The sequence below is a fragment of the Lysinibacillus sp. NPDC093688 genome, assembly GCF_050280145.1.
Taxonomy (GTDB): Bacteria; Bacillota; Bacilli; order Bacillales_A; family Planococcaceae; genus Lysinibacillus; species Lysinibacillus xylanilyticus_B.
The window spans coordinates 17,345-30,088 of the sequence record NZ_JBNNUX010000046.1; the positions used below are offsets into that span (position 1 = coordinate 17,345).

General features: G+C 37.4%; 14 protein-coding genes, 1 tRNA gene and 1 other RNA gene. 11 read left to right on the plus strand and 5 right to left on the minus strand.

Going from position 1 to position 12,744, the window contains the following annotated elements; all coding sequences use genetic code 11:
* Positions 1-119 precede the first annotated feature (119 nt).
* From ACQKN2_RS22515 to ACQKN2_RS22535, 5 genes are all read left to right on the plus strand, one after another.
* A complete protein-coding gene (locus ACQKN2_RS22515) occupies positions 120-758 on the plus strand; it encodes a deoxynucleoside kinase (protein ID WP_323651653.1) in 639 nt (212 codons plus the stop codon).
* Positions 755-1,423, plus strand: coding sequence for a deoxynucleoside kinase (locus ACQKN2_RS22520; RefSeq protein ID WP_427416921.1), 669 nt, complete (start codon positions 755-757; stop codon positions 1,421-1,423). Before ACQKN2_RS22515 ends, ACQKN2_RS22520 begins: the two co-directional genes overlap by 4 nt.
* A 177-nt stretch (positions 1,424-1,600) precedes the next feature.
* Positions 1,601-2,128: a TIGR00730 family Rossman fold protein gene (locus tag ACQKN2_RS22525; RefSeq protein ID WP_427416922.1), complete on the plus strand. Its 528-nt coding sequence runs from the start codon at positions 1,601-1,603 to the stop codon at positions 2,126-2,128.
* A 104-nt stretch (positions 2,129-2,232) separates the two neighbouring features.
* The gene (locus tag ACQKN2_RS22530) at positions 2,233-3,141 is read left to right on the plus strand and encodes a methyl-accepting chemotaxis protein (protein ID WP_427416923.1); all 909 of its coding nucleotides are present in this window, start codon (positions 2,233-2,235) and stop codon (positions 3,139-3,141) included.
* A gap of 365 nt (positions 3,142-3,506) precedes the next feature.
* Complete coding sequence (locus ACQKN2_RS22535) at positions 3,507-4,130, plus strand: RraA family protein (RefSeq protein ID WP_427416924.1); 624 nt, start codon at positions 3,507-3,509, stop codon at positions 4,128-4,130.
* Between the two features lie 55 nt (positions 4,131-4,185).
* Here the strand turns inward: ACQKN2_RS22535 and ACQKN2_RS22540 are convergent, their stop codons facing one another.
* From ACQKN2_RS22540 to ACQKN2_RS22560, 5 genes are all read right to left on the minus strand, one after another.
* Positions 4,186-5,460, minus strand: a complete 1,275-nt coding sequence (locus ACQKN2_RS22540; protein WP_427416925.1) for a cation:dicarboxylate symporter family transporter — start codon at positions 5,458-5,460, stop codon at positions 4,186-4,188.
* A gap of 90 nt (positions 5,461-5,550) precedes the next feature.
* The gene (locus ACQKN2_RS22545) at positions 5,551-6,429 is read right to left on the minus strand and encodes a response regulator (protein ID WP_427416926.1); all 879 of its coding nucleotides are present in this window, start codon (positions 6,427-6,429) and stop codon (positions 5,551-5,553) included.
* Positions 6,430-7,692, minus strand: coding sequence for an ATP-binding protein (locus ACQKN2_RS22550; protein ID WP_427416927.1), 1,263 nt, complete (start codon positions 7,690-7,692; stop codon positions 6,430-6,432).
* 174 nt (positions 7,693-7,866) lie between these two features.
* Positions 7,867-8,070: a hypothetical protein gene (locus ACQKN2_RS22555; protein ID WP_427416928.1), complete on the minus strand. Its 204-nt coding sequence runs from the start codon at positions 8,068-8,070 to the stop codon at positions 7,867-7,869.
* Between the two features lie 192 nt (positions 8,071-8,262).
* Positions 8,263-8,355, minus strand: a tRNA-Ser gene (locus ACQKN2_RS22560).
* A gap of 181 nt (positions 8,356-8,536) precedes the next feature.
* Between ACQKN2_RS22560 and ffs the strand changes: the two genes are divergently transcribed.
* The 6 genes from ffs to ACQKN2_RS22590 all read left to right on the plus strand — a co-directional run bounded on the left by ffs (position 8,537) and on the right by ACQKN2_RS22590 (position 12,492).
* Positions 8,537-8,804: signal recognition particle sRNA large type (gene ffs / locus ACQKN2_RS22565), an RNA gene on the plus strand.
* A 304-nt stretch (positions 8,805-9,108) separates the two neighbouring features.
* Positions 9,109-10,896, plus strand: coding sequence for a DNA polymerase III subunit gamma/tau (gene dnaX, locus ACQKN2_RS22570; protein ID WP_427416929.1), 1,788 nt, complete (start codon positions 9,109-9,111; stop codon positions 10,894-10,896).
* A 21-nt stretch (positions 10,897-10,917) separates the two neighbouring features.
* The gene (locus ACQKN2_RS22575; protein ID WP_053593603.1) at positions 10,918-11,232 is read left to right on the plus strand and encodes a YbaB/EbfC family nucleoid-associated protein; all 315 of its coding nucleotides are present in this window, start codon (positions 10,918-10,920) and stop codon (positions 11,230-11,232) included.
* Positions 11,233-11,243: 11 nt separating this feature from the next.
* Positions 11,244-11,840, plus strand: a complete 597-nt coding sequence (gene recR, locus ACQKN2_RS22580; protein WP_079564088.1) for a recombination mediator RecR — start codon at positions 11,244-11,246, stop codon at positions 11,838-11,840.
* Positions 11,841-11,853: 13 nt separating this feature from the next.
* Complete coding sequence (locus ACQKN2_RS22585; protein WP_427416930.1) at positions 11,854-12,069, plus strand: YaaL family protein; 216 nt, start codon at positions 11,854-11,856, stop codon at positions 12,067-12,069.
* A gap of 150 nt (positions 12,070-12,219) precedes the next feature.
* Complete coding sequence (locus tag ACQKN2_RS22590) at positions 12,220-12,492, plus strand: pro-sigmaK processing inhibitor BofA family protein (protein ID WP_427416931.1); 273 nt, start codon at positions 12,220-12,222, stop codon at positions 12,490-12,492.
* Positions 12,493-12,744 lie beyond the last annotated feature (252 nt).

The following is a 12,744-nucleotide window of genomic DNA, read 5'->3' on the forward strand; positions in this document are numbered from 1 at the left end:
TAGTTTGATTCTGTTTTTCATTTTCTCACTATGATACAATGAAAAGCACTGATTATAAAAAACCTCGAAGACGAGGTAATTGACGATAGAATCCATAGAACATAAAGGAGGAGCTTCTGGTGACGGTTCCATTTGTTACGGTAGAAGGTCCGATTGGTGTTGGTAAAACCTCTTTATCGAAAGAGATTGCAGCGACATTTAATTACCATCTATTAAAAGAAATAGTAGACGAAAACCCTTTTCTAAATAAGTTTTATGAAAACATTGAGGAATGGAGCTTCCAAACGGAAATGTTCTTCCTATGTAATCGCTATAAACAATTATCGGATATAAAAAGTTTCCGTTTAACACATGATAAGCCTGTTGTAGCGGACTACCACATTTTTAAAAATTTAATATTTGCAAAGCGTACATTGGCATCAACTGAGTATGATAAATACGAGGAAATCTATAAAATATTAACGAAAGACATGCCTGTACCTAATGTAGTTGTTTATTTACATGCCAGTGTTGATACGTTGATGAAACGTATTGCGATGCGCGGTCGTGAATTTGAAAAAATGATTTCACGAGATTACATGGAGCAACTGGTGGCAGATTATCATTCCTTTATCGAGCATTTTGAGAAGATGCATCCTGAAATCCCTATTATTCGATTTAATGGTGATCAGCTTGATTTCGTAAAAAATCCAAATGATTTGACATATGTTTTACAAACAATAAAGGACACGTTACAACAAAGGAGTTTGCAACAATGAATTTGAGAGAGAAATACGATATTCCGCCACAAACGGTCATTACAATCGCAGGTACGGTAGGTGTAGGAAAATCAACGATGACAAAGGCGTTGGCAGAAGCGCTAAATTTCCGTACGTCTTTTGAAAAGGTGGATACGAATCCATATTTAGATAAATTTTATGAGGACTTTGAAAAATGGAGTTTTCATTTACAGGTGTATTTTTTAGCGGAGCGTTTTAAGGAGCAGAAGCGAATCTTTGAATATGGCGGCGGGTTTATTCAAGACCGTTCAATCTACGAAGATACAGGGATTTTTGCGAAAATGCACTATGACAAAGGTACAATGAGCCCAACAGATTATGAGACGTATACAAATTTATTTGATGCGATGGTGATGACACCGTACTTCCCACATCCAGATTTACTTGTTTATCTAGAGGGGCCAATTGATGATGTAATTGGCCGTATTCAAGAGCGTGGACGTTCAATGGAGCAACAAACACCGAATGATTATTGGATCGAAATGCATGAACGCTATGAGAACTGGATCAATGATTTTAATTCATGCCCGGTTTTACGTTTAGATATCAATGATTATGATTTATTAAAAAATCCTGAAGCAATTGAATCAATTGTGAGCCGCATCAGTCATATGCTAAAACAAACAAGTCATTTACGTAAATAGGTAATGAACTATGCTTAAAATTTAACGTATAGTAAGGAGAACTATGTGTTCTGGCCGAAAGCGAAGTGCCGGGCAGAAAAAAGTAATTGAAGAAAATAAATGATCAAAAGACGTGAGACAATATGTAGCCTATTGTGTCACGTCTTTTGAATAGGAGGGATTGTTATAAGAATAGCAGTGTACTGTGGTTCTGGCTTAGGCATAAATCCAATTTATGCAGAGAAGGCTGCCGAATTAGGGACCGTATTAGCTCAAAATGGTCATGGTGTCGTTTATGGTGGTTCGAAAACGGGATTAATGGGAAAAGTAGCAGATGCAGTATTAAAAGCTGGCGGAGAGGTGATTGGTGTGATGCCAACTCATTTGCAGAAGCGGGAATTAGCACATGCCTCGTTAACAGAGATTCATTTTGTGGAGTCTATGCATGTACGTAAAGCCAAAATGGTAGAGTTAGCAGATGCTTTTATAGCTTTACCGGGTGGTGCTGGAACAATGGATGAATATTTTGAAGTGTTTACGTGGGCTCAAATAGGATTACATGAAAAGCCTGTAATTCTATACAATGTAAATGGCTTTTATGATGCGATTTTACAACACTTTCAGAAGATGCTTGAGGAAGGCTTCATACGAACAGAACAAAAACTACTTATTCGTGTAGCTACTACATCGGATGAAGTCTTAAGTTCTTTAAAAAAACATGGGTAATATGCCCATGTTTTTTCTGCAATAAATAATCTGTATAAGTATTTTTGTTGGGCTCATTACTATAAAAAATTTAGTTCGCTAATACAATGGAAGAGGAGTAGGTTATGCAGACAATAGATACAGAAGTTACCGATGATCAAGTAGTGTTGGCAATTGAACTAAATATAGCCATTATCCGTTTTGATATGGAGCATAAAGTTGCCTATGTAAATGAACTTTTTGCTAAAACGTTAGGTTATAAAGTTGAAGAAATGATGGGAAAAGATCATAAGGATTTTTGTTTACCGGAATTTGCAAATAGCATAGAATACGGAAAATTTTGGCGAAACTTAGCTGCTGGCAATAGCTATCAAGATAAAATCGAAAGAAAAGATGCAAGTGGTAATAGAATTTGGCTTGAGGCTACTTATATGCCTGTCTTTGCTAATAAATCAAGAAAGGTGATTGGCGTATCGAAAATTGCAACAAATATTACTGAACGTCAAAATGAAATTGTTAGTGTAGCTGATACATTAAAGGTCATGTCTAAAGAGCTTCATAGACGTTCGGAGGCTGGTATTCAAAATAGCGAGGATTTACTGGAAACAGTGAAAGAGGTTTCACAAGAGTCTGCCGATAATGTGAGAAATCTTGTGCAGCTACAGAAGCAAGCTGAATCTATTAAAGGGATTGTGAAAACCATTCAAGAAATTGCTTCTCAGACAAACTTACTTGCACTAAATGCAGCTATTGAAGCAGCAAGAGCTGGTGAGTATGGCCGAGGCTTTGATGTTGTAGCAAAAGAGGTTAGAAAACTTTCTATAAGGGTGGAGCAATCTATTTCAGAAGTAAAAGATAATGTTGAGGGCATTGAGCGAGAGATTGGACAAGTCACTGAGAGTATCACGCGTATAGCCGAAAAAGTAGAAAAAACAAATGGGCAAATTAATGTAACTACGAATGATTTTGCTGAAATTGCTACTGCTGCAGAGGCATTAGATGAACAATCGAGGCATTTTACCGAAATAATTTAATGGAATCTATATAATAAAAAAGTGCGCCAAATTAGAGCGAGGTAAGTTTATCTAATATGGCGCACTTTTTTAACTTTATTTCTCCCCTTTTACACGCTTCATAAGAAGAATAGAATGAATGCAATAATTACAAGAATAAGAGGAGGGCTTAACGTATGCTGCACACCATTGATAGATTCTGTAAGCATATTTGTAGTGGACGTTCAATTTGTTAAAATGAAAATGCCTTTCTAAAGGACATTATTATAAATAGATACCCCTGATTGTTCTATTTGCGCAATTTTCTGATATATATTGAAATAGTAGATACATTTTATTTACAATAATTGTGTAAGCTTTTATAAATCATAATAGGGGTGTTATAGATGACAAAGGTGGAAGTAAGTTTTAAGCATTTACCAACGACTGCAGTTTCAGATGCGACAGGGGGACATACGAATTTACGTAGCGATATTAAACCGTTAGCGGATCATTATAAAATTGCTGGCCGTGCGGTAACAGTGCGTTTACCAGATGGCGAAAACGGTGCAGTATTGGAAGCCATTCGAGCTGCAAGAGAAGGCGATATTTTAGTAATCGATGCGAAAGGGAATACCAATCGTGCAGTTGCTGGTGATTTTGTTCTTTCATTGGCAAAGGGTATTGGTGTACAGGGCTTTGTCGTTGATGGTGTAATTCGTGATATTGCAGCGATTCGTGAGCTAGACTTTCCTGTATTTTCACTTGGCACAACCGTAGCAGCTGGCCATAAAAATGGAGGTGGGGAAGTAAATGTTCCTATTGCTATTGGGGGCGTTGCTGTTCATCCTGGTGATTATATTATTGGGGATATGGACGGTGTTGTTGTCGTGCCTCAGAATGATGCAGAGCGTATGGTTGCAGCTGCTGAGGCCAAAATCCAAAAGGATGAAATCCGCGCACAAGAAGCACACGTAAATGGGAAAGAATCAATAATTGCTTATTTAGATAAAGTTTTAACTTCAAATTAAAAAAATAAAAAAACCCTCACGATGCCATCCATACATCGTGAGGGTTTTTTGATCTTTATGCTAAATTTTCATTATCTTTAAAGTAATTTTTCATTTTTTCTGTATCGAAACGGCCTTCCCATTTCGCCATTACTAATGACGCAAGTGAGTTACCAATTACGTTAACGACTGTACGTCCCATATCAAGAATACGGTCGATACCTGCGATGAATGCTAAACCTTCAACTGGAATGCCGACAGTACCTAAAGTTGCTAGAAGTACAACGAAGGATACTCCTGGAACACCTGCAATCCCTTTAGATGTAACCATTAATACAAGCATTAACGTAATTTGTTCACCAATGCTTAGGTGAATACCGTACATTTGAGCAATAAATAATGCAGCAATAGCTTGGTACAGTGTAGAACCATCTAAGTTAAAGGAGTAACCTGTTGGAATAACAAAGGATACAATATCCTTTGGAGCACCTAGTTTCTCCATTTTCAGCATAATGCGCGGTAATACAGCTTCAGAACTTGCTGTTGAGAACGCTAAAATCAGCTCATCTTTTAGTACTTTAATTAAGAAGAAGATATTGATACCTGCGAATTTTGCCACAAGACCAAGAACGACAAAGATAAAGAATAGCATTGTTGCATAAACAAGAATAGCAAGTTTGCCAAGTGGTATTAGTGAAGCGAATCCATATTTGGAAACGGTTACACCGATTAAACCAAATACCCCAAGTGGAGCGAATTTCATTACGAGGTTCGTTACCCAGAACATAGCATCTGCTACCCCTTGGAAGAAGTCTAATACTGGTTTGCCTCGATCGCCAATGGCAGCTACCCCTAAACCAAAAATAACTGAGAAGAAGATGATAGCAAGCATATTACCTTCAGACATTGCCTGGATGATATTTGTTGGTACAATGCCTACAATAATATCAAATGGTCCTTCATGCTGTACTTCTTCTGTAGTAGCAACGTATTTCGAAATATCTCCTTGAGATAGTTCGTTCATGTTTAAACCTGCGCCTGGTTGGAACAAGTTTGCAGATAGTAAACCAACTACAATTGCTACTGTTGTAATAACTTCAAAGTAAATAAGTGATTTACCACCTAAACGTCCAAGCTGTTTCATATCTCCAGTGCCAGCAACACCAACGATTAATGTCGAAATAATAATCGGTACAACAATCATTTTAATTAGGTGAAGGAAAATGTCACCTAATGGTTGTAAATATGTTTCAATTTTGGGGTTTCCGTAAAAGATACCGCCAACAATAATCCCTAAAATCAAACCGACTAAGATTTGAGTGGCTAAACTGATTCTAAATTTCTTCTTCAAAACTTTAGTACCTCCTAATATTAAATTTTTAGGACTTGCCTTATTTTAATAATACGGAGGACTTATGAAATCCGACAAAATCCGAGAAAATTAATTTACTTTTGTTAAAATGTCTGAATATAACACCTGAATAAACTTCTTAATATTGACTTTTGCTTTACGATTTCCGTGATCTTCTATCTGAGTCATAAGCAGACGAATTTCTTTAAAGTCAAAGTATCGAGGTGCATAATATTCAAATTCAGAGTTCGTATAATCTACGACCCCTAAATTGGCGAGATTTATCATCGCTGCTAATATAGTACGGCGCACACGCTGTTCAATGGCTTTACTTTCCTTCAAAATTTCATCTGGTGTAGCCTTTGTGACAGCTGCAATTTCCTCATAAAGCTCCTTTAATGGAGGAAGTGGTGCAATTTTGTGCTGATGAGCAAGCAATGTTTCGATGATAGCTATAATATCTTCGCTTCCGATTTCACCAACGATACCCATATCATTTAAGATAGATTGAATATGATCACGTGACGTTGCTTTATGATTTATTTGTTCACTTAAATCAATATTTGTAAGTGATTGGCGAATAATAAGCAATGAGTTTTTTAGGCGAAACTGTTCAGTTGTTTTACGTAAAACATTCTCAACCTCAATACGATTTATTGGCTTATGAATAAAGAAATCTATACCTTGCTCATAGGCCTCACCTACCATCTCCTTATTCACTACCTGAGAAATCATGACAAATTGTCCCTCAAAACGATTTTGGATAAGTTGCTCGACTGTTGCTATTCCATCAAGCTTCGGCATAAGCAAATCAATCAGTACAAACTCTGGCTGTGTCATTAAAATTTGTGGAATGGCGTCCTCACCATTGCGTGCTTCACCAATTACTGTACCTAAACCACTATCTTCAATAATTTGTTTTAACATGACCCGACTTGCTCGATCATCATCTACAATAAAATACCTCATTTAAGTCTCTCCTGTTTGAATAGTTTGCGTAGGAATTTTAATTTTAAACATCGTGTTTTGATTGTTTGATTCAACGGATATTGAGCCATTTAATTTATTTACTAATTCAACAACGTGTGAAAGCCCAATACCTGTTGCTGCGACACCGTCTACATTGTATTTTGTAGTATATCCAGGTTCAAAAATAATAGAGAGATTACTGTGTGGAATTCCCTTCCCATTATCACATACTGTGATTACAGTATCGTCCTGTTGCTGCTGAATGGCAATCGAAATGATGCCTTGACCATCAATTGCTTCAATAGCGTTAGCAGTTAAATTATTCAAAAGCGCAAGCAATGCAATATGTTCTTTCGTTTGAAAATCGATGTCAATATTTATCGTAAACTCAATTTCTTTTCTTAAAAACTCTGCGTATTTACTGTTTCCGTCTTCGATAAAATGTAATAATTCTGATAATCGAAGCGAGTCAAAGCTCTTGTCACCAACAATTTTAGAAATACCTGCATAAATGCGTTGTGAATCCTTCTTTACTTCATGAATTTCCTGGGCAATATGGAGTGCCTGTAAACTTTCTGCACGATAGCCTAGCGATTTTAATTGTCGATATAAATCAAACCCATTAGCTGTAATTGCTTCTATATTGTTCATAGATTTTTTTAAATAAAGCGTCTCGACATATAAATCTGAGCCGATTGTAAGCATTTCCTGAACACGTTTTTTTTGCTCAGCAATTAAAATGGAACTATATACACCAACAACAAAAAAACTACGTAATAAAGCAACTACTAAAAGTATAAGAAGATCAGGAAGGAGTAAAAAAGTATAGGAATTTATAATAAAATGAAATAGTTGTTCCACTAAATTACTGAATGCTTCACAAAACGCAACTAGTAATCCAAGCAATAGTGGTTTTTCTCTATATTGATGAATGCTTAGAATTTGTAGGCATACTGCGAACGATATATAAAATGCAGCAGCAGGTAAATGTATTAGTAAACTATCGACTAATGGGACATCGTGTAAAGAGTAATTAATGGTAACTCGAAAAACGGTTGTCACGATACTTGTAGTAAATCCAGCCAAAATGATTGGTGTAGGTCTAAGTAGCGTGCATAAAAAGAAAATGATGCTTCCTAATCCGAAACGAAAAGATGTATTCGTGAAAGGCATTATTTTAATCTCACTACCGATAGCAGTTAACAGAGCAATTGAGAAAATCCAAGTGAGGGAAGCACGATATATGTAAAATTTCGAATGCATAATAAATCCTCCCAATATTAACTGAGCAGTATAGCAAAGAAAAGATATGCTAAAGAGCTCGTTTGCGTGTTTGAAATAAAAATAATTGTACCACTACTTTTGATGTTACGGTGGGGCGGAACGCTATTTAGGAACGAAAGCGCACTTGTCTAGGTGAAATTATGATATGTATTATTAACTTCTTTCAGCGCAAACATCCGCTGAAAGAGAGGAACCCAGGCTAAGAACTTCACACACTGTGAAAACGCCTGAGTGACCAACATCGTGCTGTTGTTGCTGACGCTTCGCTTTCGCACAGTTAAAACCGTGTTGCTGACGCTTCGCTTTCGTACAGACAAAATACGTTGCTGACGCTACGTTAGCACTGCGCTTTCGCACAAAAAACATCTGCAGGCCTAAGCACAAAGCCGATTCCGGACGCAGTTATGCCGAGGTATAGTTGATCGGTTATAAAATGATAATTAACAATAAAAAAATACCACACCCTAAGCGGAAGTGGCATCTAGTAAGTGTTATATACAATTTTTAGGCAAAAAAAAACGGCTACATTCGTAGTCGGAATTTTAAAACTGGAGGAGGTAGAGGGATTCGAACCCCCGCGCGGTGTTACCCGCCTGTCGGTTTTCAAGACCGATCCCTTCAGCCGGACTTGGGTATACCTCCATGTTGTTCTGTTGCGTTGTCTCATCGACAAAAATAAATTTATCATATTTTGAAATTCTCGTCAACAGATTTTTTATGTTTTTTTAATAATTTCTTATTTACAATGCTGATAGAATATTCCACACAAATATTATGTGTATTAAGTTGCAATTTATGAAAACAGTCAGTATACTAGAGATTGCCGTGCTAGGTGGGAAGGTAGCGGTGTCCTGTAACTCGCAATCCGCTCTAGCGAGACTGAATTCCTTTTTCGAGGCTGTCCGTATTGTTTGGTCTGCCTTTTGCACGTAGTGTTGACGATTGGGTCCTGCGCAATGGATACCCATGAACCATGTCAGGTCCGGAAGGAAGCAGCATTAAGTGGTCTTATTCATGTGCCGCGGGGTTGCCTAATCTGAGCTAACGACAAGAGTAACGCTTATGTGCGGCTGTCGAAGAAAGGTGCACGGCATTAAATTGCCAATTCAAACGTATCCGTCTACAAAAGGCGGATGCGTTTTTTTTATATTATTTTACAAGGTATTTTGATTTTTATAATATTTGTTGGGACGGAATTGCAATCGCCAGAACGTTTGAAGAAGCTACAAATTGTGCAAAGCAAACGGATAGGAGCTGTAAGCGTCAGCCTTCGCTATGGGAAGTGAAGGAGAATCGTCCCGAAATTTTAGAAAAACGATGACACTATTTTATAAATAATGAGGCAAATGCTATAATAGAACTATTCTATATAATAAAGAAGAGGAGAGGAAACCATTGACGTATCAAGCATTTTATCGTGTGTATCGACCGCAATCATTCCGAGAAATGTCTGGCCAAGCACATGTCAAAAGAACGCTACAAAATGCTCTCCTAGCGAATAAAACAACACATGCTTATTTATTTTCCGGCCCACGTGGTACCGGGAAAACAAGTACAGCTAAAATTTTTGCAAAGGCTTTAAACTGTGAGCATGCACCATCTAAAGAGCCTTGTAATGAATGTGCTACTTGTTTAAGCATTACAGAAGGTTCTCACCCAGATGTTATTGAATTTGATGCGGCGTCTAATTCACGCGTTGAAGAAATTCGTGACATCATTGAGAAAGTTCGATTTGCTCCTGCGAGTAGCAGATATAAAGTGTATATCATTGATGAAGTGCATATGCTTTCTACAAGTGCTTTCAATGCCCTTTTAAAGACATTAGAAGAACCACCTTCTCATGCTGTATTTATTTTAGCAACGACAGAGCCCCACAAATTGCCCGCAACGATTATTTCTCGTTGTCAGCGCTTTGATTTCAAGCGTCTTTCAACCAATGATATTATTGAGCGCATGAAAGTTGTATTAGAAGATATTGAGTTACCATTTGAGGAACAGGGTTTAAAGGTAATCGCACAATCAGCAGCTGGTGGTATGCGTGATGCTTTAAGTTTATTAGATCAGGTCGTATCCTTCAGTGGGGAAAAATTAAAGCTAGAGGACACATTACTTGTTACAGGTTCTATTAGTCAGGAAGTTTTCTATGACTTAGCAGAAGCTCTAAAAGGAAAAGATGTCGCACAAATGCTTGCGTTATCAGAACAGCTTATTGCGGATGGGAAAGATCCTCTTCGCCTTTCAGAGGACCTGATTACATTTTTCCGGGACTTATTATTACTGCAAACAAGTGAGGATTTGGCTGAATTATTAGAGCTAGTATCACCAGAGGAACGAGTATTTACATTAGCACATGATTTTGCACCCGATTTGCTATATGGCTATATTGATATTTTAGCGAAAACACAGCAAGAAATGCGATTCTCCCACCATACAAAGATTTACTTAGAAACAGCGTTACTTAAAATGGTGCAGTTTTCGGGAGGGGCTGTTAGTCAAACTACCACTTCAGGTGAGGTAGCTATGAGCCCTGAGCTCGCTCAAAAAATCGTGGCACTTGAGCAGATGGTGCAACAACTGTCAGCCCAATTACAAGCGGGGGCTCCTGTACAAACGACGCAAGCACCAAAAGAGCAACGTCCACGAGCTAAAAGTCCAAATGGCTATAAAGCACCAACAGGTCGTATTCTAGAGATACTAAAGGATGCTACAAAACAAGATGTGCAACGTATTAAATCGGTTTGGGCACAGGCATTAAGCCAATTGCAAAAATCTCAGTCAGCTCTTTTAGCAGAGGCTGAACCTGTTGCGGCATCTTCAAGTGCTTTTGTGTTAAAATTCAAGTATGATATTCATTGTCAAATGGTTGCTGATAATCAAGCCCTAAAAGCTCAATTCACACAATTAATTGCAGGGCAAACGGGTACTATGTACGAAATGCTTTGTACACCTGACGAGGCTTGGTTAAAATTACGTGAAGAGTTTATTCGTGATCATGGCTTACAGCAGCAGAAAAAATCTCAGGATGAGAACGATCCTGACGTAGAGTTATTAGAGCCACCACCGGCAGAAATGCCAGATGGGCCGTTTATCGACGATGCTCAACCACTTGCTTCACAAGATCCACTTGTGACAGAAGCAGAAAAGCTGTTTGGTAAAGATTTTATTGAAATTGTTGAAGACTAATCATTTAGGAGGAATATGTTTATGCGTGGAATGGGAAATATGCAAGGTATGATGAAAAAAATGCAAAAAATGCAAAAAGAAATGATGGAGGCTCAAGAGGCTTTAAATGCAGAGCAATTTGAAGGTGCAGCTGGTGGCGGTATGGTAAAAGTATCTGTAACTGGTCAACGTGAAATCGTAGAAGTAAATCTTGATCCATCAGTAGTAGATCCAGACGATATCGAAATGCTACAAGATTTAATCGTTGTTGCTGCAAATGAAGCATTGAAAAAAGTGGATGAAAAAACAAATGCAACAATGGGTAAATTCACTCAGGGCATGAACCTTCCATTCTAGGAGGCAAATAAATGTACTACCCAGAACCAATATCGAAACTGATTGATAGTTTTATGAAATTGCCAGGTATCGGGCCGAAGACCGCGGCTCGTCTGGCGTTTTTTGTATTAACAATGAAAGAGGATGACGTTTTATCCTTTTCAAAGGCATTAATAGATGCTAAACGAAATTTAAGCTATTGCTCCGTATGTGGCAACATAACTGATGTAGATCCATGCCATATTTGTACGGACAAACAACGAAATCATTCTATTATTTGTGTTGTTCAAGATACAAAAGATGTGATCGCAATGGAAAAAATGCGTGATTTCAATGGTATGTATCATGTATTACAAGGAGCTATTTCACCTATGGATGGTGTTGGTCCAGAGGATATTAATGTCGCTTCCCTGCTAGTTCGTTTGCAAGATGAGACTGTTCAGGAACTTATTTTAGCCACGAATTCAACTATTGAAGGAGAGGCAACAGCTATGTATATTTCTCGTCTAGTGAAACCATCTGGTATTCGAACAACACGGATCGCTCATGGACTACCAGTAGGTGGAGATTTAGAATATGCAGATGAAGTAACGTTATCGAAGGCAATGGAAGGTCGCCGAGAATTGTGAGTGAGGGATTAATATGTTCTTCCGCAGTAAGGGAAAATTAAAAAAAGAATTCGATGACAAGCTTGTAAGTCTTATAAAAGAAACAAAAGAAGATTTACAGCAAGCAAAGATAATTGAAGAGTTCCTAGATGACTATGATTTAGACGCAATTGCTCAACGAAAAGTGGCGGAGAGTGTACATTTTTATTTATTTAAGGAAGCTAGAATTCGGAGAGTATTAATTAAATAATAGTTTTTAACGTATTTCAGCGGGTGTCCAAACACCCGCTGAAATACGTTAACGCCTCCAGACGCAATTAGGCCGAAGTATAATTGATATTCATAGAAGCAAAATAGAGAACATAAACTTTCATAATTATATTGTTAAGGGGGAAACCATATGTCGTGGTTAGTAATTATGAGCGTTTGTGTGCCTGTAGTGCTTCTTTTTCTTTATATAATAATAAGACATGCCAAGATGGGTAAAATTTTAGAAGGAATGTCTGTGTTTTGGTTTAGATTTGCTTTTGCCTTTCTACTATTATTTATTATTCACTTAGGTATAGGTTATGCAGGCTATAATGTACCGATTAATCTGTTTTCAGTATTCACAATTGCAATATTAGGTATTCCAGGTGTGCTAGGAATAACTGCCTTAGTTTATTTTTTGTAAAATGCTTGCAAAACAAAAATATTGTGATATAGTAATAAGAGTCGTTAAGATAACTGTTGAAAAAACAAGTGAGTTTTAAACTAAATAATTTAGTTGTTGACAATGATCGGACGACATGATATTATATAAAAGTTGCTGTTGAAGAAACGGTAACGAAATGAACCTTGAAAACTGAACAAGCAAAACGTAATCAATAAAGTTTTTAGTAACTAACCTTGAGTTGGTGAACGAAACAAAATTTTGGACATCAAA